General features: G+C 72.4%; 28 protein-coding genes. 14 read left to right on the top strand and 14 right to left on the bottom strand.

Translation table 11 applies throughout. The annotated features are described in order from the left end of the window. Positions 1–5: 5 nt before the first annotated feature. From treS to IAG42_RS03315, 3 genes are all read right to left on the bottom strand, one after another. Positions 6–1739, bottom strand: a complete 1734-nt coding sequence (gene treS, locus IAG42_RS03325; protein WP_188341161.1) for a maltose alpha-D-glucosyltransferase — start codon at positions 1737–1739, stop codon at positions 6–8. Between the two features lie 19 nt (positions 1740–1758). Then, positions 1759–3759: an alpha-1,4-glucan--maltose-1-phosphate maltosyltransferase gene (locus tag IAG42_RS03320; RefSeq protein WP_188335502.1), complete on the bottom strand. Its 2001-nt coding sequence runs from the start codon at positions 3757–3759 to the stop codon at positions 1759–1761. A gap of 70 nt (positions 3760–3829) precedes the next feature. Continuing rightward, on the bottom strand, positions 3830–4072 hold the full coding sequence (locus IAG42_RS03315; RefSeq protein ID WP_188341160.1) for a DUF5133 domain-containing protein: 243 nt from the start codon (positions 4070–4072) through the stop codon (positions 3830–3832). A gap of 331 nt (positions 4073–4403) precedes the next feature. On the opposite strand from IAG42_RS03315, the gene IAG42_RS03310 reads away from it, so the two are divergent. Both IAG42_RS03310 and glgX read left to right on the top strand, forming a co-directional pair. Next, on the top strand, positions 4404–4823 hold the full coding sequence (locus tag IAG42_RS03310) for an ATP-binding protein (protein ID WP_188335501.1): 420 nt from the start codon (positions 4404–4406) through the stop codon (positions 4821–4823). Between the two features lie 20 nt (positions 4824–4843). Further along, positions 4844–6958 (top strand): glycogen debranching protein GlgX, encoded by a 2115-nt coding sequence (gene glgX / locus IAG42_RS03305; protein ID WP_188335500.1) that lies wholly within the window; start codon positions 4844–4846, stop codon positions 6956–6958. A gap of 9 nt (positions 6959–6967) precedes the next feature. Here glgX and IAG42_RS03300 read toward each other — a convergent pair whose 3' ends face one another. Beyond that, entirely contained in the window at positions 6968–7771 is an 804-nt protein-coding gene (locus IAG42_RS03300; RefSeq protein ID WP_188335499.1) for a VOC family protein, read from the bottom strand. Positions 7772–8023: 252 nt separating this feature from the next. On the opposite strand from IAG42_RS03300, the gene IAG42_RS03295 reads away from it, so the two are divergent. Both IAG42_RS03295 and IAG42_RS03290 read left to right on the top strand, forming a co-directional pair. Next, on the top strand, positions 8024–8839 hold the full coding sequence (locus tag IAG42_RS03295; protein ID WP_188335498.1) for a SigB/SigF/SigG family RNA polymerase sigma factor: 816 nt from the start codon (positions 8024–8026) through the stop codon (positions 8837–8839). A gap of 45 nt (positions 8840–8884) precedes the next feature. Then, complete coding sequence (locus IAG42_RS03290; protein ID WP_188335497.1) at positions 8885–9679, top strand: SigB/SigF/SigG family RNA polymerase sigma factor; 795 nt, start codon at positions 8885–8887, stop codon at positions 9677–9679. 19 nt (positions 9680–9698) lie between these two features. On the opposite strand, the gene IAG42_RS03285 is transcribed toward IAG42_RS03290, so the two are convergent. Next, positions 9699–10076 (bottom strand): hypothetical protein, encoded by a 378-nt coding sequence (locus IAG42_RS03285; RefSeq protein WP_188335496.1) that lies wholly within the window; start codon positions 10074–10076, stop codon positions 9699–9701. Positions 10077–10207: 131 nt separating this feature from the next. On the opposite strand from IAG42_RS03285, the gene IAG42_RS03280 reads away from it, so the two are divergent. Further along, positions 10208–10780 (top strand): cysteine hydrolase family protein, encoded by a 573-nt coding sequence (locus IAG42_RS03280; RefSeq protein ID WP_223205836.1) that lies wholly within the window; start codon positions 10208–10210, stop codon positions 10778–10780. Positions 10781–10790: 10 nt separating this feature from the next. Further along, complete coding sequence (locus IAG42_RS03275) at positions 10791–11750, top strand: TIGR03557 family F420-dependent LLM class oxidoreductase (protein ID WP_188335495.1); 960 nt, start codon at positions 10791–10793, stop codon at positions 11748–11750. Positions 11751–11754: 4 nt separating this feature from the next. On the opposite strand, the gene IAG42_RS03270 is transcribed toward IAG42_RS03275, so the two are convergent. From IAG42_RS03270 to IAG42_RS03240, 7 genes are all read right to left on the bottom strand, one after another. Beyond that, entirely contained in the window at positions 11755–12420 is a 666-nt protein-coding gene (locus IAG42_RS03270) for an HAD family hydrolase (protein WP_188335494.1), read from the bottom strand. Next, a complete protein-coding gene (locus IAG42_RS03265; RefSeq protein WP_394811184.1) occupies positions 12420–13451 on the bottom strand; it encodes an iron-containing redox enzyme family protein in 1032 nt (343 codons plus the stop codon). Before IAG42_RS03265 ends, IAG42_RS03270 begins: the two co-directional genes overlap by 1 nt. Next, complete coding sequence (locus tag IAG42_RS03260) at positions 13448–13681, bottom strand: CDGSH iron-sulfur domain-containing protein (protein WP_188335493.1); 234 nt, start codon at positions 13679–13681, stop codon at positions 13448–13450. The genes IAG42_RS03265 and IAG42_RS03260 overlap by 4 nt, the downstream gene beginning before the upstream one ends. Further along, positions 13665–14321 carry a HemK2/MTQ2 family protein methyltransferase gene (locus tag IAG42_RS03255; protein WP_188335492.1) on the bottom strand — a complete coding sequence of 219 codons (657 nt, stop codon included), beginning with the start codon at positions 14319–14321 and terminating at the stop codon, positions 13665–13667. Before IAG42_RS03255 ends, IAG42_RS03260 begins: the two co-directional genes overlap by 17 nt. After that, on the bottom strand, positions 14318–14497 hold the full coding sequence (locus IAG42_RS03250) for a hypothetical protein (RefSeq protein ID WP_188335491.1): 180 nt from the start codon (positions 14495–14497) through the stop codon (positions 14318–14320). The genes IAG42_RS03255 and IAG42_RS03250 overlap by 4 nt, the downstream gene beginning before the upstream one ends. 144 nt (positions 14498–14641) lie before the next feature. Then, a complete protein-coding gene (locus IAG42_RS03245; protein ID WP_188335490.1) occupies positions 14642–15859 on the bottom strand; it encodes a cytochrome P450 in 1218 nt (405 codons plus the stop codon). A 49-nt stretch (positions 15860–15908) separates the two neighbouring features. Beyond that, a complete protein-coding gene (locus tag IAG42_RS03240; RefSeq protein WP_188335489.1) occupies positions 15909–16235 on the bottom strand; it encodes a plasmid stabilization protein in 327 nt (108 codons plus the stop codon). A gap of 139 nt (positions 16236–16374) precedes the next feature. Here IAG42_RS03240 and IAG42_RS03235 point away from each other — a divergent pair, with 139 nt between their 5' ends. The 5 genes from IAG42_RS03235 to IAG42_RS03220 all read left to right on the top strand — a co-directional run bounded on the left by IAG42_RS03235 (position 16375) and on the right by IAG42_RS03220 (position 19835). After that, positions 16375–17085, top strand: a complete 711-nt coding sequence (locus IAG42_RS03235) for a DNA polymerase ligase N-terminal domain-containing protein (RefSeq protein WP_223205835.1) — start codon at positions 16375–16377, stop codon at positions 17083–17085. After that, the gene (locus tag IAG42_RS38305) at positions 17082–17216 is read left to right on the top strand and encodes a hypothetical protein (RefSeq protein WP_262928303.1); all 135 of its coding nucleotides are present in this window, start codon (positions 17082–17084) and stop codon (positions 17214–17216) included. The genes IAG42_RS03235 and IAG42_RS38305 overlap by 4 nt, the downstream gene beginning before the upstream one ends. Further along, positions 17213–17872, top strand: coding sequence for an endonuclease (locus tag IAG42_RS03230; RefSeq protein ID WP_394811183.1), 660 nt, complete (start codon positions 17213–17215; stop codon positions 17870–17872). Before IAG42_RS38305 ends, IAG42_RS03230 begins: the two co-directional genes overlap by 4 nt. A 64-nt stretch (positions 17873–17936) precedes the next feature. Beyond that, positions 17937–18878, top strand: a complete 942-nt coding sequence (gene ligD / locus IAG42_RS03225) for a non-homologous end-joining DNA ligase (protein ID WP_188335487.1) — start codon at positions 17937–17939, stop codon at positions 18876–18878. A 90-nt stretch (positions 18879–18968) separates the two neighbouring features. Next, positions 18969–19835, top strand: coding sequence for a hypothetical protein (locus tag IAG42_RS03220; RefSeq protein WP_188335486.1), 867 nt, complete (start codon positions 18969–18971; stop codon positions 19833–19835). A gap of 62 nt (positions 19836–19897) precedes the next feature. Here the strand turns inward: IAG42_RS03220 and IAG42_RS03215 are convergent, their stop codons facing one another. Next, a complete protein-coding gene (locus IAG42_RS03215; RefSeq protein WP_188335485.1) occupies positions 19898–20575 on the bottom strand; it encodes a GntR family transcriptional regulator in 678 nt (225 codons plus the stop codon). A gap of 183 nt (positions 20576–20758) precedes the next feature. Here IAG42_RS03215 and IAG42_RS03210 point away from each other — a divergent pair, with 183 nt between their 5' ends. The 3 genes from IAG42_RS03210 to IAG42_RS03200 all read left to right on the top strand — a co-directional run bounded on the left by IAG42_RS03210 (position 20759) and on the right by IAG42_RS03200 (position 24760). Beyond that, positions 20759–22213: a malonyl-CoA decarboxylase domain-containing protein gene (locus tag IAG42_RS03210; RefSeq protein ID WP_188335484.1), complete on the top strand. Its 1455-nt coding sequence runs from the start codon at positions 20759–20761 to the stop codon at positions 22211–22213. Positions 22214–22230: 17 nt separating this feature from the next. Beyond that, positions 22231–23775 (top strand): AMP-binding protein, encoded by a 1545-nt coding sequence (locus tag IAG42_RS03205; protein WP_188335483.1) that lies wholly within the window; start codon positions 22231–22233, stop codon positions 23773–23775. 67 nt (positions 23776–23842) lie between these two features. Beyond that, positions 23843–24760 carry a universal stress protein gene (locus IAG42_RS03200; RefSeq protein ID WP_188335482.1) on the top strand — a complete coding sequence of 306 codons (918 nt, stop codon included), beginning with the start codon at positions 23843–23845 and terminating at the stop codon, positions 24758–24760. A 23-nt stretch (positions 24761–24783) separates the two neighbouring features. On the opposite strand, the gene IAG42_RS03195 is transcribed toward IAG42_RS03200, so the two are convergent. After that, the gene (locus IAG42_RS03195; protein WP_188335481.1) at positions 24784–25437 is read right to left on the bottom strand and encodes a CBS domain-containing protein; all 654 of its coding nucleotides are present in this window, start codon (positions 25435–25437) and stop codon (positions 24784–24786) included. Positions 25438–25523 lie beyond the last annotated feature (86 nt).

Below are 25523 nucleotides of genomic sequence, written 5' to 3'. Positions count from 1 at the left end.
TCCTTTCACAGGCGGATCCCGGGTTCCGCCGGCAGACGCGGAGGGACGCTCTCGCACAGGCGGAACCAGTAGAAGCCGTGTCCGGCCAGGGTCAGCAGGTAGGGGAGTTCGCCGATGGCGGGGAAGCGGACACCGCCGACGAGTTCGACGGGCTCGCGCCCCTCGAACTCCCGCAGCTCCAGCTCGGTGGGTTGGGCGAAGCGGGAGAAGTTGTGGACGCACAGGACGAGGTCGTCGCCGTGTTCGCGGAGGAAGGCGAGGACGGCGGGGTTGGTGGAGGGGAGTTCGGTGTAGGTGCCGAGGCCGAAGGCGGGGTTCTGTTTGCGGATCTCGATCATGCGCCGGGTCCAGTGGAGGAGGCTGGAGGGTGAGGACATGGCGGCTTCGACGTTGGTGACCTGGTAGCCGTGGACGGGGTCCATGATCGTGGGGAGGTAGAGGCGGCCGGGGTCGCAGGAGGAGAAGCCTGCGTTGCGGTCGGGGGTCCATTGCATGGGGGTGCGGACGGCGTCGCGGTCGCCGAGCCAGATGTTGTCGCCCATGCCGATCTCGTCGCCGTAGTAGAGGATCGGGCTGCCGGGGAGGGAGAGGAGGAGGGCGGTGAAGAGTTCGATCTGGTTGCGGTCGTTGTCGAGGAGGGGGGCGAGGCGGCGGCGGATGCCGATGTTGGCGCGCATGCGGGGGTCTTTGGCGTATTCCGCGTACATGTAGTCGCGTTCTTCGTCGGTGACCATTTCGAGGGTGAGTTCGTCGTGGTTGCGCAGGAAGATGCCCCATTGGCAGCCGGCGGGGATCTGGGGGGTCTTGGCGAGGATCTCGGAGACGGGGTGGCGGGATTCGCGGCGGACGGCCATGAAGATGCGGGGCATGACGGGGAAGTGGAAGGCCATGTGGCATTCGTCGCCGCCGGAGCGGTAGTCGCCGAAGTAGTCGACGACGTCCTCGGGCCACTGGTTCGCCTCGGCCAGCAGCACCGTGTCGGGATAGTGGGCGTCGATCTCGGCCCGGACCCGCTTGAGGAAGGCGTGGGAGGCGGGCAGGTTCTCGCAGTCGGTGCCCTCTTCCGCGTACAGGTACGGCACCGCGTCCAGGCGGTAGCCATCGATGCCGAGGTCCAGCCAGAAGCGCAGCGCCGCCAGGATCTCCTCCTGCACACGCGGGTTCTCGTAGTTGAGGTCCGGCTGGTGGGAGAAGAAGCGGTGGAAGTAGTACTGGCCCCGCACCGGGTCGTACGTCCAGTTGGAGGCCTCGGTGTCGACGAAGATGATCCGGGCGTCCGCGTAGCCGCTGTCGTCGTCGGCCCACACGTAGTAGTCGCCGTAGGGACCGTCGGGGTTCTTGCGCGACTCCTCGAACCACATGTGCTGGTCGCTGGTGTGGTTCATGACGAAGTCGATGATCACGCGGATGCCGCGCTGGTGCGCCGCGTCCACGAACTGCACGAAGTCCGCCAGGTCGCCGAACTCCGGCAGCACCGACGTGTAGTCGGAGACGTCGTAACCCCCGTCCTTCAGCGGAGACTTGAAGAACGGAGGCAGCCAGAGGCAGTCGACGCCGAGCCACTGCAGATAGTCGAGTTTCGCGGTGATGCCCTTCAGGTCGCCGACGCCGTCGCCGTTGCTGTCCTGGAAGGAGCGGACGAGGACCTCGTAGAACACCGCGCGTTTGAACCAGTCGGGGTCGCGGTCCTTGGCGGGCGTGTCCTCGAAGGTGTCGGGAACGGGCTCGTTCATGAACATCATGCGGGTGACCCTCCGGTCAGTGGTGCGGACGGTCGCCGACCGCGAGGACGTGCGCGGGCGCGCGGCCCGGTTCGAGGCGCACGTACGCGGACCGGCCCCAGTGGTAGGTCTCGCCGGTCAGTTCGTCCCGTACGGGGACGGTGGCGTCCGGGGCGAGTCCCAGGTGACGCATGTCCAGGGAGACCGTGGCCTCCTGGGTGTGGTGCGGGTCCAGGTTCACGACGACCAGGACCGTGTCGTCGCCCTCGCGCTTGCTGTAGACGAGCACCGCGTCGTTGTCGGCCTCGTGGAAGCGGAGGTTCCTGAGGAAGCGCAGCGCCGGATGGGCCCGCCGGATCTCGTTGAGCCGGGTGATCAGCGGGGCGATCGTGCGGCCCTCCCGCCCGGCCGACTCCCAGTCCCTGGGCCGCAGTTCGTACTTCTCCGAGTGGAGGTACTCCTCGCTGCCGGACCGCACCGCGGTGTTCTCGCACAGCTCGAACCCGGCGTACACGCCCCAGCTCGGTGCCAGCGTCGCCGCCAGCACGGCCCGGGCCTCGAACGCGGGGCGCCCGCCCTCCTGGAGGTGGCCGGGCAGGATGTCCGGCGTGTTCACGAAGAAGTTCGGCCGCAGGAAGGCGGCGGTCTCGGTGGAGAGTTCGGTCAGGTACTCGGTCAGCTCCCGCTTCGTCTCCCGCCACGTGAAGTACGTGTACGACTGCTGGAAGCCGGCCTGCGCCAGCGCCCGCATCACGGGAGGCCGGGTGAAGGCCTCCGCGAGGAAGACGACGTCCGGGTCCGTGCCGTTGATGTCGGCGAGCACCGCGTCCCAGAACGCCACCGGCTTCGTGTGCGGGTTGTCGACCCGGAAGATCCGTACCCCGTGCGCCATCCAGTGCCGCAGCAGGCACACCGTCTCGGCGACGATCCCGGGCAGGTCCCGGTCGAAGGCGATCGGATAGACGTCCTGGTACTTCTTCGGCGGGTTCTCCGCGTACGCGATCGTCCCGTCGGCGCGATGGGTGAACCACTCCGGGTGTTTCTCCACCCAGGGGTGGTCGGGGGAGCACTGGAGCGCGAAATCGAGGGCGATCTCCAGGCCCAGCTCGCGGGCTCGCGCCACGAATGCGTCGAAGTCGTCGAGCGTGCCCAGGTCCGGATGGATCGCGTCGTGACCGCCCTCCGGGGAGCCGATCGCCCAGGGGACGCCGACGTCGTGCGGGCCGGGGGTCAGGGAGTTGTCCGGACCCTTGCGGTGGGTGGTGCCGATGGGGTGGACGGGCGGGAGGTAGACGACGTCGAAGCCCATCGCGGCGATCGCGGGCAGCCGCTCGGCCGCCGTCGCGAACGTGCCGCTGACCGGCGGCCTGCCGGGCTCGACGACCGCGCCCTCGGAGCGCGGGAAGAACTCGTACCAGGACCCGTACAGGGCCCGCTCCCGCTCCACCAGCAGCGGCAGGGCGGGGGAGCGGGTGATCCGCTCGCGCAGGGGATACCGGGCAAGGACGGCCGTCACCTCCGGAGTCAGCGCGGCCCCGAGCCGTTCGGCCGGGGTCCGCTCCTCGTCCTGCAGGGCCTCCGCGGCGGCCAGCAGCACCCGGCGCTCTGCCCCCGGCGGAACACCCAGCGCCGCCCGCCCGTACAGGAGAGCGCCCTCCTCCAGCATCAGCCCGCTGTCGATACCGGCCGGGACCTTGACCTCGGCGGCCCGCCGCCAGTCGGTCACCGGATCCGTCCAGGCCTCCACGCGGTACGTCCAGCGGCCCTCGGCGTCCGGGGTGACCTCCGCGGACCAGCGGTCGGTGCCGGGGGACAGCTCGCGCATCGGGGTCCAGGGACCCGCGCGGCCGTCCGGACCGCGCAGCACGACATCGGCGCCGACCGCGGTCCCCGCCTCGGCGAACACGGTGGCGGTGACCTCGAAGGTCTCGCCGGGTACCGCCTTCGCCGGGCGCCGGCCGCAGTCGACGAGCGGCTGGACGTCCCGTACCAGCACGGTGGCGGTCAGTACGGAGCCTTCTGCCAAGGCTGACAACATCGGTTTCTCCTCGCCGGTCCTGCGTGGGGCCAAGGACGCGGATTCATCGACGCGGATGCTTGGGTGCGGATCACAAAGGCGCGTTCACGGGACCCGGCCGCGCGGGCCGGACGGTGCCGTGACGCAGGTACTGCTCGGCGGCGTCGGCGGCCGTCCGGGCCTGGCACTCGCCCATCAGCACGCACAAGGTGTACGCACTGTCCTCGAAGCGCATGCGGATGGCCCGGTCGGCGGGGTGGGCGAGCGTGAGCCGTTCCCACGCCCGGTAGTACCTCAGATGACGCGCGACCTCGGTTTTGGCGGGCATGATCACCACGGGGGTCACCATTCTTGTCGGGGCGTGCTCCCCGCACGTGGCTCAATGCCGAACCGTGGCGCGCGCGAACCGGGGGTCGGTCCACGCGGAAGGGAGTTCGCCTCACTCATAGTGCATGCACGAACACCCTGCGTCCTGTTGGGGATTCAACGACGCGCGTCTGGGGATTCGGCGACGCGTGGGGCGGGCGTGGTTCCTGTTGCGCGCCGGCGGTGGTCCTCCCAGGCTGGAGTGACCCAGGAGCGACTGCTGCTCACGCTCCGTGTCCGGGACCCCGTGCCGCTGCCGGTGCGACGGGCAGCAGGCTTCGCCGAGAGGAGCCAGAACCATGGAACCCACGCTCTCCCGCCACTACCACCTCGACGTGGAGGTCGGCCCGGAGCAGATCGGGCAGGTCGAGCGCATTCTCGCCGCACATCTACGGCACTGGGGGCTGCGCACGCTCGCGGACCCCGTGTGCCACTGCACTCGGATGCTGCTCCAGGACATTGAGGACCACGGCGCCGACAAGACGGCCGTCGTCGAGATGTGGTGGACCGGGCAGCACCTCGTCACCGCGGTCTCGGACCGCAACCGCGACATCGCCGCGCCGCAGGACCGGCGCCAGGACCGGCTGAGCCGGATCGCCGAGTGGAGCGACGGCTGGGGCAGCTACCCCGCGCCCACCGGCAAGACCGTCTGGTTCACCTGCCGGGTGCGGCTGCCCGAGGCCGAACCGCTCGCGGCCGCGGTACCCGTGCCCGGCTGAACACCGCAGGAGGCAGGCGCTTGGAGATCTGGACCGGCAGCCCGTTCCCCCTGGGCGCCACACCTGATGGCGAAGGAACCAACTTCGCCCTGTTCAGCGAGGTCGCCGAACGGGTCGACCTCGTCCTGATCGACGACGACGGCACCTCCCGCACCGTCCCGCTCACCGAGGTCGACGGCTTCGTGTGGCACTGCCGGATCCCGGGGGTCGGCCCAGGTCAGCGCTACGGCTACCGGGTGTACGGCCCCTGGGACCCGGCGGCGGGCCACCGCTGCAACCCCGCCAAGCTGCTCCTCGACCCCTACGCGCGGGCGATGGAGGGGGCCACCGACAACGATCCCGCGCTCTTCGAGCGGGCCCCGCACGGCCCCGAGCCGGCGGACAGCGCCCCGCACACTCTGGTCTCGGTCGTCACCGACCCCTCGTTCGACTGGGGCGACGACAAGCCGCCCCGCCGGCCGTACGCCGAGACCGTCGTCTACGAGGCCCATGTGCGCGGTCTGACCCGCACCCACCCCGACGTGCCGCCGGCGCTGCGCGGCACGTACGCGGGGCTCGCGACGGAACCCGTCATCGCGCACCTCACCTCGCTGGGCGTGACCGCCGTCGAGCTGATGCCCGTCCACCAGTACATCCACGACGGGTTCCTCGTCGACCGCGGCCTGACCAACTACTGGGGCTACACCTCGATCGGCTTCTTCGCCCCGCACAACGCCTACGCGGCGCACCCCGCCCTCGGCGAGCAGGTCCCCGAGTTCAAGGCCATGGTCAAGGCGCTGCACCGGGCCGGCCTCGAAGTGATCCTCGACGTCGTCTACAACCACACCGCCGAGGGCAACGAGAACGGGCCGACACTCGCCTTCCGCGGCATCGACAACGCCTCGTACTACCGTCTGCACCCCGACGACCCGGCCCGTTACTTCGACACCACGGGCACCGGCAACAGCCTCCTGATGCACCACCCGAACGTCCTCCAGCTCGTCATGGACTCGCTGCGGTACTGGGTCACCGAGATGCACGTCGACGGCTTCCGCTTCGACCTCGCGGCCACCCTCGCCCGCCAGTTCCACGACGTGGACCGGCTGTCCGCGTTCTTCGACCTCGTCCAGCAGGACCCCGTCGTCGGCCGCGTCAAACTGATCGCCGAGCCCTGGGACGTCGGCGACGGCGGCTACCAGGTCGGGAACTTCCCTCCGCTGTGGTCGGAGTGGAACGGCAAGTACCGCGACTCCGTACGCGACTTCTGGCGCGGCGCCGACCACACCATCGCCGAGTTCGCCTCCCGGCTGACCGGCTCCTCCGACCTCTACCAGCACGACCGCCGGCGCCCGCGCGCCAGCGTCAACTTCGTCACCGCGCACGACGGATTCACCCTGCGCGACCTCGTCTCCTACGACACCAAGCACAACGAGGCCAACGGCGAGGACGGCCGGGACGGGGAGAACACGAACCGGTCCTGGAACTGCGGCGTCGAAGGCCCCACCACCGACCCCGCGATCCTCGAACTCCGCGCGCGCCAGCAGCGCAACTTCCTGGCCACCCTCATGTGTTCGCAGGGCATCCCGATGCTCGCGCACGGTGACGAGCTCGGCCGCACCCAGCAGGGCAACAACAACGCCTACTGCCAGGACAGCGAGCTCTCCTGGATCGACTGGGACCTCACCGGCGAACAGCGGCGGCTGATCGACTTCACCCGCCGCGTCATCCGGCTGCGGACCGAGCACCCGGTGCTGCGCAGACGCCGCTTCTTCCGCGGCGACACCCACACCCGCGCCGCACAGCCCCTGCCCGACCTGGTGTGGCTGCGCCCCGACGCGCGCGAGATGACCGACGAGGACTGGCGGCGGCCCGACGCCCACGCCCTCGGAGTCTTCCTCAACGGCGACGCCATCGCCGAACCCGACGCCCGCGGCCGCCGCGTCGTGGACGACTCCTTCCTGCTGCTCATGAACAGCTACCGGGAGCCCGTCGCCTTCGACCTGCCCGGCACCGAGTACGGCGAACGCTGGACCACCCGGATCGACACCACGGACGCCGGGGGCGAGGCGGACGAGACCGAGCACAAGGCCGCGAGCCGGATCCTCCTCGCGCCCTACAGCCTGCTCCTGCTGTCCCGGCCCGCCCGCACCGCCTGAGCGCGGGGCTCAGCCCGCCGGCCGCGCGTACACCACGAAACGGGCGCCGTCCGGATCGCTCAGCGTGATCTCCGGACGACCCGCCGCCCGCGCGAGGACCGAGCCGCCGTGGTCGAGCGCGGCACGGGCGCAGGCCTCCACGTCCTCGACCGCGAAGTGGATCTGCCAGCGCGGCCGGATCGCCGGGTCCGGCGCCGACTCCACCGCGCCCGAGTGGATGCGGGCCACGACCTCGCCCTCGCTGCGCAGGACGACGCTCTCGTCCTCGTAACAGGCCTCGCAGCACCCCTCCGCCTCGGAGGCCCAGCCGAGGACCTCCGCGTAGAACATGGCGGCGTCGAACGCGTTGCGCGTGTGGAGCTCCATGAAGGCCGGGGCGGCGGCGCGCCACTTCTCCCAGCCGGTGACGAGCTCGCCCTCCCAGATGCCGAAGACGGCCCCGTCGCGGTCGGCGAGCAGCGCCGCCCGCCCGGGCGGGAAGGAGATCGGGCCCAGGGCCGTCGTGCCGCCCCGCTCGTAGCCGCGGGACACCGCACGGTCCGCGTCGTCCGTGGCGAAGAACGGCGTCCACGCGAAAGCCGTGTCCCCCATGCTCCGAACGGCTGACACACCGGCCACCGGCACCCCGTCCACGCTCGCGAACCGGTAGCGATCGCCCAGTTTGCCGACCCGCCACTGCCAGCCGAGGACGGCGGTGTAGAAGGACTGGACAGCCTCCAGATCGCGGGTGGTCAGACTGACCCAGCACGGGGCACCGATCACCGCGTGACTCGACAGGGTTCCGCCGTCGACGGCTGCGCTCTGGCTGTTCATCTTCGTACCGTTCCGGGGTGAGGCCCCCCTCGGACCCATCCTTGCACCTTCCAAAAGGCTTGCGCGTTCCGCGTTGGCCAAATCGGTCCGTTCGGACGGACAATGGTGGGGTACGCGTACGTCGATGCTTTGGAGCGAAGGCATCTTCCGCGAGCGGCGCGGCCGCCCCCCGGGGAGATGACGCTCCTCGGAGTGACGCGCACGTGCTTCTCGCGAATCCAGCTCAACGAATTCGTTGAGGAGCGATTTCTCATGCTCACCGAAAGGATCGACCGGGCGCGGTCGCGAGGCCGTACCCGCCGCCGTCACGACGACGCTCCCGACACGTCGGCACTGTTCGCGCGGATGGCCGGGCTCGAGCCCGGAGCCGAGCGCGATCTGCTGTGCGAGGAGGCCGTGACGGCCTGGCTGCCGATGGCGCACCGCATCGCGCGCCGCTTCCGCGACAAGGGCGAGAGCCTGGAGGACCTCCAGCAGATCGCCGCGCTCGGCCTGCTCAAGGCCGTGAACCGCTACGACCCCGCGCTCGGCGCGTTCGAGTCGTACGCGGTGCCCACCATCACCGGCGAACTGCGCCGCCACTTCCGCGACCACCTGTGGGACCTGCACGTACCGCGCCGGGTCCAGGACCTGCGCAACGCGGTCCGCGCCGCGCGCCGCGCCCTGACGCAGCAGCCCGGCGGGCAGCAGCCGAGCGTGGCGGAGATCGCCGCACAGGCCGGTCTGACCGAGGACGAGGTCCGCGAGGGCCTGTCCGCGATGGACAGCTACCAGGCACGCTCGCTCGACGCGGAGATGTCCTTCTCCGACGGCGGCGGCTGCACCATCGCCGACACGCTCGGCGAGTCCGAGCCGGCGTACGACCGCGTCGCCGAGCGCGAAGCGGCCAAGGAAGGCCTCAGCCATCTGCCCGAGCGCGAACGCACGATTCTCTATCTGCGTTTCTTCCGGGACATGACGCAGATACGGATAGCCGACCTGCTCGGCATTTCGCAGATGCACGTGTCGCGCCTCATCCGGGAAAGCTGCGCCCAGGTCCGCAGAGAAGCCGGCGAAATGCCCGCCTGACCCTTCACCGAAACGACGAGCCACGCCGAGGAGAGACCCCTTTTTATGGCCACTCACCGTGTGCACGACGACGCGCCCGACACCGAACAGGCGTTCCTCCGCCTCGCCGACAGCCCGCGGGGACCCGAACACGACGTGCTGAGCGAGGAACTGGTGGAGGCATGGCTGCCCATGGCCCACCGCCTCGCCCGGCGCTTCAGGAACAAGGGAGAAAGCGTCGAGGACCTCCAGCAGGTGGCGGCCGTCGGCCTCGTGAAGGCCGTCGACCGCTACGACCCCGGGCAGGGCCCCTTCGAACCCTTCGCCGTGCCCACCATCACCGGGGAACTGCGCCGCCACTTCCGCGACCACACGTGGGACGTCCGCGTCCCGCGCCGCGTCCAGGACCTGCGCAACCGGGTCCGCTTCGCCCGCCGCGACCTCATGAACCGGGCCGGGCACCCCGACAAGGAGCCCGGCGCCAAGGAGATCGCGCGCGAGACGGGGCTGACCCCGGACGAGGTACGGGAGGGCCTGGAGGCGCTGAACAGCTACCGCAGCCTGTCCCTCGAAGCCGAGATGGGTCCCTCCGACGACGGCTACAGCCTCGCCGACAGCTTGGGCGCGCCCGACCCCGGCTTCGACCTCGTCGCCGACCGCGAAGCCGCCAAGGACGGCCTGCGACTCCTGCCCGAACGTGAGCGCACCATCCTCTACCTGCGCTTCTTCGAGGACATGACGCAGGCGCGCATCGGTGAGGAGCTCGGCATCTCGCAGATGCACGTCTCGCGGCTCATCAGCCGCAGCTGCGCGCGGATCCGTGACAGCGCCGACCGCGCCCCGCAGCCGCAGGCCGCGTGAGCGCGACGGACCCGGCGGCTCAGCGCGCGGTGAGCCGGAACTGGCAGTCGCGTTCCTGGTCACCGGAGACCGACCCCGTGTCCTCCACCGTGAAGGCCTGCGCCAGGACGTCGCGCAGCGCCTGCACGCCGTGCGGCGAGCCCTGCGCGTTCAGCGCCACCGACCCGTCGAGGCCGGCGGCCCGGGCGTCGGAACCGGCCTCGGGCGGCCCGGCCTCCGGGTCGACCTCGGCGGTCCACACCGTCGGGTGGGCCGGGGCGTGGGAGCCGCCGCCGGCCGGCGCGGGGGTGGGCCCGGGCGCGCCGGCCAGCACCCCGAGATGGGACAGGACGCGGTGCGCGTCGTCATCCGTGCAGTTGCTGAGCATCACGGTGACCAGGTGGTCTTGGAGTGTCATGAGGATCTCCTGCTCGCCTGCGGCCGGGGGCGCCCCCGGCCGATGTCGTCTGCGGAGCCCGGGTTCCCGCGCAGGCGCGGGCCAGTCCCGGCGGCGCGCTTCAGGACCATGTTCCTGGGTACGCGGGAGCGGTGCCAGTCAACGACGGTGCCGCGGCCCTCATCGTGATCGACATGATCAACACGTACGACCACGAGGACGCGGAGCTGCTGCTTCCCTCGGCCCGCGAGATCGTGCCGGTCGTGGCCGAGCTGCTGGCCGCCGCACGGGCCGGCGGCGTGCCCGTCGTGTACGCCAACGACAACTTCGGACAGTGGCGCTCCCACCACGGCGAGATCGTCGACGCCGCGCTCGCCGGGCGGCACGCGGACCTCGTCGAGCCGATCACGCCCGACGACGACGCGCTGTTCGTCGTGAAGGCACGGCACTCGATCTTCTTCGAGACGCCGCTGTCGTACCTGCTGTGGGAGCTGGACGTGCGGCACGTGATCCTTTGCGGTCAGGTCACCGAACAGTGCGTGCTGTACTCCGCGCTCGACGCCCACATCCGGCACCTGGACGTGACGGTCGTCAGCGACGCCGTCGCCTCCATCCACCCCGAACTGGCCGACGCCGCACTGGAGATGATGCGAAGGAACATGGGGGCGCGCGTACTCAGGGGGCAGGACATCGCCTTCGCGGGCGACGGGGGCCGAACCACGTGAGGAGCAAGTGATGGCACGCTACGGATACTTCCTGGCGAGCGAGGAGTTCACCCCGGCGGAGCTGCTGGACCAGGCACGGGCCGCCGAACAGGCCGGCTTCGAGTGCCTGGCGATCTCGGACCACTACCACCCCTGGACCGACGCGCAGGGGCAGAGCCCGTTCGTCTGGTCGATGATCGGTGCGCTCGCCCAGGTGACGTCACTGCCGGTGACCACGTTCGTGACCTGCCCCACCCTCCGTATGCATCCGGCGGTCAACGCCCAGGCCGTCGCCACCTCCGGGGTGCTCACCGGCAACCGCTTCCGGTTCGGCGTCGGCACCGGCGAGGCCCTCAACGAGCACGTCCTCGGGGACGCCTGGCCGGCCGTCGACGTCCGCTTCCAGATGCTCGAAGAGGCCGTGCAGGTCATCCGCGAGCTTCTCACCGGCGACGAGGTCACCCATCGAGGCCGCCACTACACCGTGGAGAACGCCCGCCTCTACACCGTCCCCGACGAGCCCGTGCCCATCCACGTCTCCGGCTTCGGCCCCAAGGCCGCCGCGCTCGCCGGACGCATCGGCGACGGCTTCGTCACGATGACGCCGGACAAGGAACTGGTGGGCCAGTTCCGCCGCTCCGGAGGCGGCCAGAAGCCGGTCCTCGGCGGCCTCAAGGTGTGCTGGGGCACCGACCGGGAGCAGGCCGTCAAGACGGTCCACCGGTTGTGGCCCACCCAGTTCCTGCCCGGCGAACTGGGGCAGGTCCTGCCCAGTCCCGCGCACTTCGAACAGGCCTCCTCCCTCGTCACCGAACAGGCCGTGGCCGACGGCTCCGTCTGCGGCGACGACGCCGAGGAGCATCTGCGCGCGGTCTCCGCGTACGACGACGCCGGATTCGACGAGGTGTACGTCGGCCAGATCGGCCCGGACCAGCAGGGCTTCTTCGACTTCTACCGCAGCGAGGTGCTGCCCGGACTGCGGGGAGCCTGAGGACTCAGGAGCGCCCGAAAGCGCTGCGGTCCAGGTGACGCAGCAGGTCCGCCGTGTCCGCGTACACCTCCGCGGCGCCCGCCGCCTCCAGCTCCGCGCGGCACACGCCCCCGCTCAGCACCCCGACCGGGGTGACACCGGCCCGGCGCCCCGCCCGCATGTCCCACACCGAGTCGCCGACGAAGACGCTGTCCCCGGGCTCCGCCCCGACGAGGTCGAGCGCGTGCCACACGGGTTCGGGCGCGGGCTTGCCCGCGTCGACGTCGTCGGCGCTCGCGGTCGCGTCGATCGCCTCGTCGGCGTCGAGCGCCGCACGCAGGGCCTCCAGCTCGGGGCCGCTCGCCGAGGTGGCGAGGACGACGGGCCAGCCGTCCTCGTGCAGCCGGCGCAGGACGTCGGCCGCCCCGTCGAACGGTGCGAGGCGCGGGTGCCAGGTGCCGTAGAGGGCCTTGTGGCCGGCGCTGAGGGCCGCGTCCTCGTCCTTGTCCCGGTCCGGGCCGAGGAGATGGGCGAGGAGGTCGGTGGAGCCGAGGCCGATGGCGCCGTGCACCGAGGTCATGGGGACCCGGTGACCCGCCTGGCGCAGGGACTCCCACCAGCACACGGCGTGCAGGTGATTGGTGTCGACGAGGGTTCCGTCCACGTCGAAGACCGCCGCTCGCGCAGTCATCACGGGGCTCCTTCCGGCAGGGGTTCGAGCAGGGCGCTGTCGCCGCGCCGCCAGCGGCTCAGCAGGTGCGCGGCGAGCCGGTCCTCGAGGAATCCGGTGGCGCACGCGCCGAAGGCGACGTCACCGTCCAGCGAGGGCTCGGCGCGCAGCAGGCCGCCGACGACGTCGCGCCGGACCACCTGCTCGTGCACGGCGTCGGCCTCCACGTGCTCGTCGTAGAACCGCTGGGCGGCCGGGCCCGCGCCGAGGCGCCGCAGCCCTTCGGCGAGCCGGCGGGACCCGGGGGACGAGGTGATCTCGACCGCCGCGAAATGGCCCACCAGGGCGCCGCGCAGGCCGCTGTGCAGTCCGAAGAGGGACATGACGTTGACCGTGGCGAGGGCGGCGGCCGGGGCCCGGCCCAGGTAGTGGCCGTACGCGGTCTCCAGGCCGAGGTCCGTCATCAGGTCCGCGTAGAGGCGGGCGTGGACGTCCTCGGGTCGTCCGGCGCCGAACTCGTCGTACTCGACCGCCACCATCGCCGCCTTGGCCCGGCCGTGCAGGCGCGGGACGACCCAGGCGTGCGGGTCGGCCTCCTTGAGGTGGTAGAGCGAGCGCAGCGCGGCGTACTCCCGGAACTGCCGGGCGGTGCCGTCGCGCCGCAGGTGGTGGCTCACGCTGTCGGGGTCGTGCCCGGCGGGAGGCTCGGCCTGGAGGTCGTCCAGGACGTCTGCCGCGCTCCCGGGCGGGGCCGCGTCCGCGCGCAGGGCGGCGAGCAGGCACCGTTCGAGCCGCCGTCGTACGGCCAGCAGGCCGGGGTCCCATTCCCGGTCCGGGTCGACGCCCCGGAAACCCTGGTAGTGGAGTTCGTAGAGCACGTAGAGGGCGAGCTGGAGGTCGTCGCCGTAGGGGTCGGCGGCCGCGTCGTCGGGAGGCGGCGGCGTCGGCTCGTCGTGCGTCAGCACCGTCGTCACCCAGTGCGACAACGCTCCGCGGGCGGGCGGCAGTTCAGGTGTGTGGGCGCGGGGCTCCGGTGGCGGGGCGGGCGTCACGACGGGTCCACCGGCCGGGGTGCGGGGGAGTGGCGGCGATGGCTCGTGTCGCACCAGGGGTAGATGCGGCTGCGGCGGCACGTGCAGATCGCCACCTGGAAGCGCCGGGAGGTGTGCACCACGCCGTCGGCGTCGGTCACCTCGACCGGGCCCTCCACGAGCAGCGGACCCGTGCGGTCGGCCCTGATCCGGCACGGGCGGGGCTCACGGGGTTCAGAGGAGTTCGGCACGGATGACCACCAGTTCCTCGGACGCGGCCTCCCGGTCGAGGAGACCCTGCGCGCACAGCCAGTTCCGGCGCCCGCGCAGGACCGGCCCGAACGGCACGAACGCGCGGTCGATCACCGCGCTCTTCATCCCCAGCCCGGCCAGCCGGTCCAGGCTCATCTCCTCGTCGCACAGCGCGGAGTGGACCATGAGGAGGGCGCCGCCGGGGCGGAGCACCCGCGCGGCGGCGTCACAGACACGGTCGACGACGGTGCGCCCGGTCGGACCCCCGTCCCACGCCTGCGCGGCGCCCCGGCGGGGCAGCGGCCGGGGCGAGGGGACGTACGGCGGGTTGCTGACGGCCAGGTCGAACGGGCCGAGCCCGTGGACCGAGCCGAGATCGCGGTGCCGCACCCGCACCGGGCGGCCGGCCAGGCGCGCGTTGAGGCGCGCCGTCCACACCGCCCGCCACGAGATGTCGACGGCGGTCACCCGGGCGCCCGAGCGGGCCGCCGCCAGGGCAAGGGCTCCCGATCCGGTCCCGAGGTCCAGCACGGTGGAGCGGCGGGCGACGGGCTCGTTGTCCAGGGCCCGGATCAGGAGCGCGGTGTCGTGGCCGGGCCGGTAGACGCCGGGCGCGGCCAGCAGGCGTGAGCGGATCACGGGAACAGGGCGATGCCCACGAGGATCACCAGGATGACGGCGGCGATCAGCAGGACGGTCGCCAGCGTCCCCCGGTGCTTGACCGGACGCGTCGGACCCCCGCCGCGCGGGCGGTCCTCGGGCATCCAGGCATGAGGCGAACGGTGGTAGAACTCCTTGTCGCCGGGATCGACCATGATGTGTCACTCCCTCTCGTGCGGGTGGGGGGCTTCGGGGAGGACTACCGGGTTCCCCGCGTGGCCGCCTTGAAGCGGACTGACTCCGTCCGGGTGTACGTGCGACCAGCGGTTCTCCGGTCCCACCCGGCGTGCCGCCGTGTTCTACGGCACGGGCGTCATCACGAACCCGCTGCGCGGCGCCGTGGGCACACGGTTCAGCGGGATGCGCAGATCCTGCTCGGGGACGCGGTAGGGCAGCTCGGCGAGATGCGGGACCAGGGTCTCCAGGACCGTCAGGACGACGTCCTCGCCCGGGCACCGGTGGTGGACCGCCGGATCGCCACCGCCCTGCGGGATCAGCTCGTCCCGTCCGGGCTCGCGGCCGAGGAAGCGGCCGGGATCGAAGGCGTACGGCTCGGGCCACAGGTCCGGGTCGTGGTTCTGCCCGTACAGGTCGAGCAGCACCATGCTGCCCTCGGGGATGTCCTGGCCCTCCCAGCGCAGGTCGGCGGCAGCGATCCCGCCGGCGAACGGGGCGAAGGGGTAGAACCGGCGGACCTCCTGCGCGAACGCCCGCGCCCAGGCCGCGTCGCCGTCGGCCAGCCGCTTGCCATGCTCGGGCCACCGGTGCAGGGCGTGCGCGGCGAAGGTCAGGAACCAGGCGACGGCCACCGTCGGCCGGAGCACGTTGAGGATCTCGACCGCGGCCGTGTGCGGATCCAGCAGCCGGCCGTCGTCGTCCCGGTGATCGGCGACCGCCCGCAGCACCGACCCCTCGGGCGCCGTGCGGTCACCGTCGCGGACCTCCGTGACCAGGCGGGCGATCCGGTCCTCCTGCCGGCTGCGCGCCCGTCGCGCCCGCAGGTGCCGGGGGCCGACCGAGGCGAAACCGTCCACCATGGCGAGCAGATCGCGGGCCGTTCCCTCCGCCTCGTCGTCCGGGAGCGGCACGCCGGACCAGTCGCAGACGGCACGCGTCAGGAGCAGGCCCGCCTCGTCGAAGAAGACCAGCCGGTCGAGGCCGTCCCAGCGGCGGCGTGCCCGGGTCCACTGGTCGGCGAGGTCGGCCGCGAGGCGGTCCAGGCCGCCGCGGTCCTGGAGCAGCGCCGTGAACAGGGCCTTTCGGGCCCGGTGGCGCGCTCCGTCCAGGGTGTGCACGGCGCCCCGGCCGAACAGCGTGTCGAGGACCGGTCCCGGCAGGGCGCCGCGGCGCACGACGTGCCGCTCGTCGTAGAAGAAGCGGACCGCGTCGGGGCCGTGCAGCGCCACGACCTTCTTGCCCAGGAGGCGGCCGGTCACCGGCCGGCCGTCACGGCGACGGCGGCGGTCGGGCAGCCACGCGTAGCCCTCCGCCAACAACGCCAGGGTGCTGTCGAACATCCGGAATCTCCGTTCGCGTGCGAGTGGGTCCGGCCGGGGCCGGACAGGCTCAGCGTCCGAGCGCCCTGGCCAGTTCCCGCTTGTTCATGGACGAGCGCCCCTCGATGCCGCGCTTCCTGGCCTCCTCGTAGAGCTGGTCCTTCGTCGGGCCTCCGGCGCCGCTGTGGGACCGTTCCCCGCCGCGCTGCGACGCGGACTTCTTGTCCTGCGTCGAGACCTTGCTCGCGGTCTTCGACTCCCCCGACCGCGCGCGCTCCTTGTTGACCGTGCGTGCCGCGATCTCCTCGGCCCGCTCGGTCGACTCGCCGCGCTTCTCGGCGCTCTCCTTGATGTGCTCGTACTGGCGTTCCCGCTTGGCGTTGGCACCTCGTGGCATGACGGTCTCCTTTCCGGCCCGCCGAGTACCCCGGTCCACGGAACGGATGCGCAGGCCGGGGCCCCGCCACGCGTGCCGCGGGAGATCACGGGTACCCGGACGCAGGTCCGGCCCGGTGGCCCGCAGGGAGGAGAACGCCGTGACGCAGAAGGACGGCCGCGACAGCCTGCGGGCCTACCGCGACAAGCGGCACTTCGACCGGACCAGCGAACCGCGCGGTGATCAACCGGACCGCGGTGATCAGCCCGGCCGCGGCGAGCGGAAGGACACGACGAGGGCCGAGGGCGACGAGCCGGCGTTCGTGGTGCAGATCCACGACGCGCGCACCATGCACTTCGACTTCCGCCTGGAGGTCGACGGCGTGCTCAAGTCCTGGTCGGTCCCCAAAGGCCCCTCCACCGACCCGCACGACAAGCGGCTCGCCGTCCCCACCGAGGACCACCCGCTCGCCTACCAGGACTTCGAGGGCGTGATCGCCCCCGGCGAGTACGGCGGCGGCACCGTCATGGTCTGGGACCGCGGCACCTACCGCCCCACCAGCCACGACCGGAAGGACCGGCCCGTGCCGTTCGCCGAGGCGCTCGACCACGGCCACGCCACCTTCGAACTGCACGGCGACAAACTGCACGGCCAGTACGCCCTCACCCGCTTCCACAGTCGCGAGGAACGCGAGGGGACGAGCGGCGCGAAACCGACCTGGCTGCTCGTGCGCACCGGAGCCGGGCGCGGAGGTGGCGGCACCCCCGACCCGCGCCGGGCCCGCTCGGCGCGCAGCGGCCGCACCCTGCGCCAGATCGCCGAGGCGCCCGACGCCGAGACCTGGGACCCGGACGGCGGCGACACCGGATGAGCGGCCTCCTGGACACCCTGCCGAGCGGACTCGACCGCCTCACGTCCGAGGCGGCCCCAGGCACCGAACTCGCCGCCACCCCGATGCCGGCCATGCTCACCGACGTAGTCACGGAGCGGACGAAGCCATGACGCGAACCATGAACGCCCAGCGGAAGGTGCTGCACGCCCTGCTCGACGAGCACGGCCTGACGTACGCCGCCGAAGCGGGCATCCGCCTCAAGGACACCCCGCAGCCGCTGTACCGCACCCTGGTGCTCGCGACGCTGCTCAGCACCCGTATCCGCGCCTCCGTCGGCGTGGCGACAGCGCGCGCCCTGTACGACGCCGGACTGCGCGACCCGCGCCGCATGGCCGACGCCACCTGGCAGCAGCGCGTCGACGCCCTCGGCGAAGGCGGCTACCGCCGCTACGACGAACGAACCGCCACCCAACTCGGCGACGGCGCCCGCCTGTTGCTCGACGACTGCGGCGGAGACCTGCGCAGGCTGCGCGAACGGGCCGACGGCGACGCCGGCGCGCTGCGCGCCTCGCTGCGCCGCACACCGGGCCTCGGCCCCACCGGAACCGAGATCTTCCTGCGCGAAGTGCAGGACGTCTGGCCCGAGTTCGCCCCCTACCTGGACAACAAGACCCTCCAGGGAGCCGAACGCCTCGGCCTCCCCAAGGACCCCGCGGCGCTCGTCCGGCTCGCCGGCGACACGCCGCACGCCGAACTCGCCGCGGCGCTGGTGCGGGCCGCGCTGGACCGGCACGTGGCGGAGGACTGCCTCGAACGGGCCGCCTGAACGAGAACGAGAACGAGAACGAGAACAGGAACAGGAACAGGAACAGGGAAGAAGAGGTGACGCGATGAAGCGGGACCGGACGAGAGGCCTGCGGGTGGGCGCCCACACCGTCACCCTGCACCGGCAGGACAAGGAACTGCTGCCGGCCGGACCGGGAGCGAACGGCGGCCCGGACCTGACCAAGGGCGACCTCGTCGCGTACTACCGCGAGATCGCCCCGCACATGCTCCCGCACCTGCGCGACCGCCCCCTGATGCTGGAACGCCTCCCCGACGGCCTCGACGGCGAGCGGATCATGCAGAAGAACGTCCCCGCGTACTTCCCGGACTGGATCCACCGGTTCGAGGTCGCCAAGGAGGGCGGCACCGTCCTGCACGCGCTGTGCGACGACACCGCGACCCTCGTCTACCTCGCGGACCAGGCGGCCGTCACCCTGCACCGCTGGCAGTCCCGGGCACCGCACGTGGACCGCCCGGACCGGCTCGTGTTCGACCTCGATCCGCCGGGGGAGGACGACTTCGAGGCCGTCCGCTCCGCCGCCCGCCTCGTGCACGGTCTTCTGGACGAGGTGGGGCTCGCCTCCGGGGTCATGACGACCGGCTCGCGCGGCCTGCACGTCGTCGCGGTCCTGAGGGGCCGGCAGACCTTCGACGAGGTGCGCGACTTCGCCAAGGACGCCGCCGACACACTGGCCGCCGCCCACCCCGACGACCTCACCACCGCCCAGCGCAAGGAGGACCGGGGTGAGCGCCTCTACCTCGACGTGCAGCGCAACGGGTACGCGCAGACCGCCGTGGTCCCGTACACGGTGCGGGCGAGGCCGGGCGGCCCGGTCGCCACGCCCCTCGCGTGGAGCCAGCTCGACGACCCGGACCTGACGGCCCGGAGCTGGACCGTCGACAACGCCCTCGGCCAGGCCCGCACGGACCCGTGGGCCGGTCTGGCCCGCAGGGGGCGGGCGATCGGCCCGGCCGCGCGGAAACTCGCCGGACTGCGCGAGAGTTAGTCGCTCCGGACTCTATGGAACGAACCCCGCCAGTGGCACGATATGCGTACAAACTGTACCGACGGTCGGTACACGTTTCCTGGGGCACCCATGAACGTCCAGCTCCACCTCCGACTCCTCGCCGCGGCGGCCTCGACCGGCCTGGCCCTCACCGCGTGCGGGAGCTCCGGCAGCACCTCGCACGCACCGGCATCGCCGTCCGCCCCACCGGACACGCCGGCCTCCTCGTCCTCGTCCCCGCGCTCCGCCGCCGCTCCCGCCCCGCCGGGAACGACGACGGGCCTCGCGCCGCAGACGTACAAACCGACGGCCCTGCCCGAGCCGAAGACCCGGACCGCGCACGCGTCCGGCCTCGGCCGCCTCCAGCCGCTGTGGCCGTTCACCTCCCTCGCGCAGGCGCGGGCCTGGGAGCGTGACTACCACTCGGGCGGCCACCAGCCCTGGCACCTCGACCCCGACCTGACCGCCCTCGCCTTCACCCAGGGCTACCTGGGCTTCCAGGACATCGGCCGCGTCTCCTCGCACCACGTCAGCGGGCGGCACGCCCACATCGGCGTGGGCCTCAGCAAGCCCAAGGGGGTCACCGGTACCGCCGCGACCATCCACCTCGTGCGCTACGGCACCGGTCGCGACGCCCCCTGGGAGGTCGTCGGCACCGACGACACGACGTTCTCCCTGACCTTGCCCGCGTACGGCGCGACCGTGCGCTCCCCGCTCCTGACCGGCGGACGGATCACCGGCGTGGACGAGAGCATCCGCGTCCAGGTCCGCCAGCCGTCGTCCGGGGCGCCGCTCGGCACGGCCTGTTGCGTCGCGGCCGGTGGCAAGAACCAGCCGTGGAAGGAGCGGGTCTCCTACCGGGGCGCCACGAACCGGGTGCTCACGGTCGTCGCCACCACCGGTGGCCACGTCGCCGAGGTCGAACGCTTCACGGTCACGGCGGTGCACCCCGGCTGACCCCGCAGGCCGCCCGTCCACCGTCCCCGGACCCGTCCGGGGACGGTGGGGCGCGCCGCCGCTCAGCCCGCCTCGCGCACCGGTTCCGTCAACTGCCGCCAGGTCCGCACCAGTTGGCTGAACTCCTTGACCTGGACCAGGACGTGGTCGCGCGCCGCGTTCTCCGCCGTCTCGGCGTCGCCGCGGCGGACGGCGTCGGCGATCGCACGGTGCTCGGCCAGCGAACGGCGCATCCGGTCCGGGACGCGCAGCTGGAGCCGGCGGTACGGCTGGAGAGCCCGCTTGAGCGCGTGGGCCTGCCGCCGCAGGTACTCGTTGCCGCAGGAGTCGTAGACGATGCCGTGGAACCGGGCGTTCGCGTAGTAGTAGGGGTCCGCGTCACCGGCCGCCGCGTGCCGCTCGCACTCCAGCAGCGCCCGCTCGAGCTCCTCCAGGGCCTCCTGGTCGATGCTCCGGGCGGCGAGCCGCGCCGCCATCCCCTCCAGCTCGGCCATGACCTCGAAGCGCTCGGCCAGCTCGGAGACGCTCAGCTCGGTGACGTAGGTGCCCTGCTTGGGGCGGATCTGCACGAGCCCCGAGCGTTCCAGGGCCTGGAGTGCCTCGCGGATCGGGGTGCGCGAGCAGCCGAACTCCTCCTCCAGACGTGCGGGATCCAGCCGCTCGCCGGGACGGTAGTGACCGTCGACGACAGCGTTCTCGAGCGCGTCCCGCACGCGCTGGGACTCCGGGACCCGGGCCATGTGCACCTCCGAGCGGTCAGGTTATCCGGGTGGGCGGGGGGTGGTGCTCCCGCCCTGATGTGTCCTACGGTGGCGCTGTTATATATATCGTCCGCCCTCATGGATTTCATGCGGGGAAGCGACGAGGGCGACGGGACGACGGCCGGGCGCGCGCGACCCGGGAGGTACGGAAGGTGTGCGGACATGGAACGTCACGACGGCTGGCTGCTGACCGACCTGTTCCAGGTGCTCGGGCGGCGGCGCGCCGCGTCCGCCCCCGCCGGGGACCTCGCCGCCCCGGCCGTCGACCCACCGCTCGACCCCCCGCTGGACCAGCTGCTCGCCGCATGCGAAGTCCTGATGAGCGATGTCGGCGAGGCCTCCCTGCGCGCGGTCGCGACGCGCGCCCTCGCCGCCTACGACGCCCTCGACGACGACGGCAAGCGGCTTTTCTTCCACCACGTCACCCGGACCTACGACGCCGACGCCGACCGGGTCCGCGACGCCTTCCGCCGCTGGGAGGAGGCCCGCGCCGCCGGATCCCGCGCCGAGCAGGAACTGGTCCGCCTCTTCGACGTGGTCGAACCGCCCCGCCAGCAACTGCTGCGCCGTATGAACCACGCCCCCGACGCCACTCTCGCCCTCGTCGAGATGCGCGCCGACCTGCGCCGCCTGATGCGCCACGACCCGGAACTGCGCCCCCTCGACCACGACTTCCACCACCTGCTCACCTCCTGGTTCAACCGCGGCTTCCTGCGCATGGCGGAGGTCACCGGGGACGCGCCGGAGGAACTGCACGAGCACCTCATGCGCGGTGAGAAGGTCCACCCGATGGGGAGCGGCGCCGAACTGCGCCGCCGCATCGACCCCGAGGACCGCGCCGTCTACGCGTTCTTCCATCCGGCCACCGGGGACGTGCCGCTCATCTTCGTCGAGGTCGCCCTGGTGCGCGGTCTGCCCGACCGGATCGCCCCGCTCCTCGATCCCGGCCCGGCCCTGAGCCCCGCCGACGCCGACACGGCGGCCCTCTACTCGATCAACAACGCCCTGGACGGCCTCGCCGGAGTCTCCTTCGGCAGCTTCCTCATCAAGCAGGTCATCGAGCAGGTGGGTGAACAGCTCCCGCACCTGACGCAGTTCGCGACGCTCTCGCCCCTCCCCGGATTCCGGCGCTGGCTCGTCGAGCAGGCCACACAGGATGCCGGGCTCGACACGCTCGTACGGGAACTGGACGCCCTGGACGGGACGGCGGGCCTCGCCGCGGCGGACGCCGAACGGCTCCGCGCCCGCCTCCTGCCCGCCCTGGCCCGGTACGTCGCCGTCGAGCGGCTCCCCGACGGCCGCCCCCTCGACCCGGTCGCCCGCTTCCACCTGGGTAACGGAGCCGCCGCCTGGCAGTTGAACTGGCCGGCGAACGACTCCGCCGAGGCATGGCGGCAGTCGTACGGCGCGATGATCAACTACCGCTACGAGCCGGGGCAGCTGGAGCGCCGGCACGAGGACTTCGTCCGCCGCGGCACCGTGGCCCTCGGCGGACCGCTCCGCGCCGCCTTCCCCGTCCCCGAGCCCCGTCCGTCCGCCGCACCGCACTCCGCCGCACCGACTTCCCCGGCACCCGCTTCCGCCGCATCACCGTCCGTCGCTCCGCGCGATCGATGAGAGAGGAACACCCCCCGATGGCACCCGCGTTCACCCCCGTCCACCGGTCCTTCGCCGAGCAGGCCGGACGACGGCCCGACAGGGCGCTCTTCGAGCTGCCCGACGGCCGGAAGATCACCTACCGCGAGACGGCCGACACCGTGGCCCGCATCGCCGCCCGCCTCGTCGCCGACGGCGTCACCCCCGGCGACCGGGTCGCCATGCAGGTGGACAAGTCCCCGGAGGCCATCGCCCTGTACCTGGCGACCCTGCGGATCGGCGGCGTCTTCCTGCCGCTCAACACCGCCTACACCGGCGCCGAGATGGAGTACTTCATCGGCGACGCCCGGCCGCGCGTCCTCGTCTGCTCCCCGGAGCGGCAGGCCGACCACGCCCATCGCGCGGGCCCCGACCTCGTCGTCGAGACCCTCGGCACCAAGGGCGACGGCACCCTCCTGGAAAGCGAGGCCCGGCACGACGAGGCCGTCGACGCCGCCGCCGACGACCCCGCGGCCATCCTCTACACCTCCGGAACCACCGGCCGCTCCAAGGGCGCCGTCCTGACCCACGGCAACCTCGCCTCCAACTGCGCGGCCCTCCTGGAGGCCTGGCAGTTCACCGACCGGGACCGGCTGATCCACGCCCTGCCGATCTTCCACGTCCACGGCCTCTTCGTCGCCGCGAACATGGTGCTCGCGTCCGGCGCCTCCATGTACTACCTCCCGAAGTTCGACGCGGACACGGTCGTCGACCTCCTGCCCCGCGCCACGGTCCTCATGGGCGTACCGACCTTCTACACGCGGCTGGTCAAGCACGAGCGGCTCACCCCGCAGGCCTGCGCGTCGATGCGGCTGTTCGTCTCCGGCTCCGCCCCGCTGCTCGCGAGCGACCACGCGGCCTTCGAGGCCCGCACCGGACACGCCATCCTGGAGCGCTACGGGATGACCGAGACCGGCATGAACACCACCAACCCGTACGAGGGCGGCCCGCGCAAGCCCGGCACCGTCGGCGAGCCGCTGCCCGGCACCGAGATCCGGGTCGTGGACGCCGAGAGCGGCGAGCCGCTGCCGGACGGCGAGGTCGGCAGCATCGAGGTGCGCGGACCCAACGTCTTCAGCGGGTACTGGCAGATGCCGGAGAAGACCGCCGCCGAGTTCCGCGCGGACGGCTTCTTCATCACCGGCGACCTCGGCCGCGTCGACGAGGACGGCTACCTCTGCATCGTCGGCCGGGGCAAGGACCTCGTCATCTCCGGCGGCTACAACATCTACCCCAAGGAGATCGAGGAACTGCTCGACGCCCACCCGGCCGTCCTGGAGTCCGCCGTGATCGGCGTCCCGCACCCGGACTTCGGCGAGACCGTCGTCGCCGTCGTCGTCCCGGCCGGCGGCCAGGAGCCCACGGAGGCGGAGCTGCTCCGGTCCGTCGCGGGCGACCTCGCCCGGTTCAAGCACCCGCGGGCCGTACGGATCGTCGACGCCCTGCCCCGCAACGTGATGGGCAAGGTGCAGAAGGCCGAGCTGCGCAAGCGGTACCAGGACCTGTTCGCGGGCCCGGACACCCTCGGGACCGACCGGCCCTAGCCTCCGCCCGGCGGGGGTGCGAGCGTGGAAGGACGGGACGCCCCGCGACCGAGAGGCGGTGGGCCCGATGGAAGCTCCTCTGGTGGTGGGTGTCGACGGCTCCGAAGGGAGCCTGAGAGCGCTGGACTGGGCCGTCGACGAGGCGGTGCGGCACGGGCGTCCGCTGCAGATGGTGCACGCCTCGCTGTGGGAACGGTACGAGGGCACCGCGCCGGCCGGGACGCGCGAGCGCCCCTGGGGCCAGGTCCTCGCCGAGAACATCCTCGGCGGAGCCGTCGAGCGGGCGCGGAACCGGTCCCGGGCGGTCACCGTCACCACGTACGTCGCCGGTGAGGACGCCGCGGGGGCGCTGCTGCGCGCCGGGCGATCCGCCGTCGCCGTGATCGTGGGGTCGCGCGGGCGCAGCGAGATGGGCGACCTGCTGCTCGGGTCGGTCGGCCTCGTCGTCGCCGCCCGCTCCTCGTGCCCGGTCGTCGTCGTCCGCGGCGACCGCGACGCCCTGGAGGCGCGGCACGGCCGGATCCTGCTCGGCGTCGGCGAGCACGACACGGACTCGCCGGCCGTCCGCTTCGCCTTCCGCGAGGCGGCGGTCCGTAAGGCGGAGCTCGACGCGGTCCACACCTGGCGCAAGCCCGCCCACGAACCCGTCGACCACCCCCTCCTGACCCGGGGCGAGGCCCCCTTCTTCGAGCACCGCGCCGCCGAGACCCTGGACCTGGCGATCGCGGCGGCGACGCGGAAGCACCCCGAGGTGCCCGTACGCCGCGCCCTCGTGGAAGGCGCCCCGCACCGCGTACTGACCGACCGCTCGGCCGCCGCCGACCTCCTCGTCCTCGGCGCCGGCCACCGCCACCACTGGGCCGGCCTCCAGCTCGGCCGAGCCGCCCACCGCGCCCTGCACCACGCCGCGTGCCCGGTCGCGATCGTCCCGCAGCACCCTCCGGAGGAGGCGGCGCGGGAGACCGAGGGGCCCACGCCGGGCTGAGGAACCGAAATCCGGGCTCCCGCTCAGCCCTGCGCGTCGGAGGTGAGGCGGCACCGTACGTCCACGACCCCGTCGACCGCGCGGGCCAGGCGCTCCGCCAGCGGCACGAGGGCGGCATCGGTCACGGCGCCGGAGAGCGTGACGACGCCCGCCTCGACCCGGACGCCGATCCGGGCGTGCGAGAGCGGGAACAGGGGTGTGACGACGTCGTGGCGGACCGCGTCGGCGATTTCGGCGTCGGGGCGGAGGAAGACCTTGAGGAGGTCGGAACGGCTCACGATGCCCTGGATCGTGCCGTGCTCGTCGACCACCGGCAGCCGTTTGACGTGCCGCGTCGCCATCAGCCGGGCGGCCTGCGGGAGCGTGGCGTCCGGCCCGACGGTGACGGCGGGCGAGGTCATGAGGTCCGCGGCGCGGTCGGCGCCCGCCTTCGCCGTGGCCTCCCGCCGCCGCACCTGCTCGACCAGCCCGGGACGGTGGTCGTGGAACTCCTCCTTGAGGATCAGGTCGGCCTCGGACACCACCCCGACGACCCGGCCCTCGCCCTCGATCACGGGCAGCGCGGTCACCTTCCAGCGCGCCATCGTCGCCGCGATCTCCTTGAACTCCGCCCCCGGCCGCACCGCGACCACCTTCCGGGTCATCACGTAGCCCACCGTGAACACCTGTGAGGTCATGACGTCTCCTTCGGCCGCGCCTCCACCCTGACCCCCGCCAGGAGCGCACGGCAGGGCCCGAGGGGGCCCACCTGGGGGCCGACCGG

The sequence above is a fragment of the Streptomyces xanthii genome (genome assembly GCF_014621695.1).
In the GTDB taxonomy this organism is placed as follows: domain Bacteria; phylum Actinomycetota; class Actinomycetes; order Streptomycetales; family Streptomycetaceae; genus Streptomyces; species Streptomyces xanthii.
Note: the sequence above shows the minus strand (reverse complement) of the source record. Positions and strands in the feature narration are given on the sequence as shown.

Coding starts and splice junctions, on each gene's coding strand:
- treS (WP_188341161.1), bottom strand. CDS start 1,739: ATGTTCATGAACGAGCCCGTTCCCGACACCTTCGAGGACACGCCCGCC.
- IAG42_RS03320 (WP_188335502.1), bottom strand. CDS start 3,759: ATGTTGTCAGCCTTGGCAGAAGGCTCCGTACTGACCGCCACCGTGCTG.
- IAG42_RS03310 (WP_188335501.1), top strand. CDS start 4,404: ATGGAACCCACGCTCTCCCGCCACTACCACCTCGACGTGGAGGTCGGC.
- IAG42_RS03300 (WP_188335499.1), bottom strand. CDS start 7,771: ATGAACAGCCAGAGCGCAGCCGTCGACGGCGGAACCCTGTCGAGTCAC.
- IAG42_RS03295 (WP_188335498.1), top strand. CDS start 8,024: ATGCTCACCGAAAGGATCGACCGGGCGCGGTCGCGAGGCCGTACCCGC.
- IAG42_RS03290 (WP_188335497.1), top strand. CDS start 8,885: ATGGCCACTCACCGTGTGCACGACGACGCGCCCGACACCGAACAGGCG.
- IAG42_RS03285 (WP_188335496.1), bottom strand. CDS start 10,076: ATGACACTCCAAGACCACCTGGTCACCGTGATGCTCAGCAACTGCACG.
- IAG42_RS03275 (WP_188335495.1), top strand. CDS start 10,791: ATGGCACGCTACGGATACTTCCTGGCGAGCGAGGAGTTCACCCCGGCG.
- IAG42_RS03270 (WP_188335494.1), bottom strand. CDS start 12,420: ATGACTGCGCGAGCGGCGGTCTTCGACGTGGACGGAACCCTCGTCGAC.
- IAG42_RS03250 (WP_188335491.1), bottom strand. CDS start 14,497: ATGGTCGATCCCGGCGACAAGGAGTTCTACCACCGTTCGCCTCATGCC.
- IAG42_RS03245 (WP_188335490.1), bottom strand. CDS start 15,859: ATGTTCGACAGCACCCTGGCGTTGTTGGCGGAGGGCTACGCGTGGCTG.
- IAG42_RS03240 (WP_188335489.1), bottom strand. CDS start 16,235: ATGCCACGAGGTGCCAACGCCAAGCGGGAACGCCAGTACGAGCACATC.
- IAG42_RS38305 (WP_262928303.1), top strand. CDS start 17,082: ATGAGCGGCCTCCTGGACACCCTGCCGAGCGGACTCGACCGCCTCACG.
- IAG42_RS03230 (WP_394811183.1), top strand. CDS start 17,213: ATGACGCGAACCATGAACGCCCAGCGGAAGGTGCTGCACGCCCTGCTC.
- ligD (WP_188335487.1), top strand. CDS start 17,937: ATGAAGCGGGACCGGACGAGAGGCCTGCGGGTGGGCGCCCACACCGTC.
- IAG42_RS03220 (WP_188335486.1), top strand. CDS start 18,969: ATGAACGTCCAGCTCCACCTCCGACTCCTCGCCGCGGCGGCCTCGACC.
- IAG42_RS03215 (WP_188335485.1), bottom strand. CDS start 20,575: ATGGCCCGGGTCCCGGAGTCCCAGCGCGTGCGGGACGCGCTCGAGAAC.
- IAG42_RS03210 (WP_188335484.1), top strand. CDS start 20,759: ATGGAACGTCACGACGGCTGGCTGCTGACCGACCTGTTCCAGGTGCTC.
- IAG42_RS03205 (WP_188335483.1), top strand. CDS start 22,231: ATGGCACCCGCGTTCACCCCCGTCCACCGGTCCTTCGCCGAGCAGGCC.
- IAG42_RS03200 (WP_188335482.1), top strand. CDS start 23,843: ATGGAAGCTCCTCTGGTGGTGGGTGTCGACGGCTCCGAAGGGAGCCTG.
- IAG42_RS03195 (WP_188335481.1), bottom strand. CDS start 25,437: ATGACCTCACAGGTGTTCACGGTGGGCTACGTGATGACCCGGAAGGTG.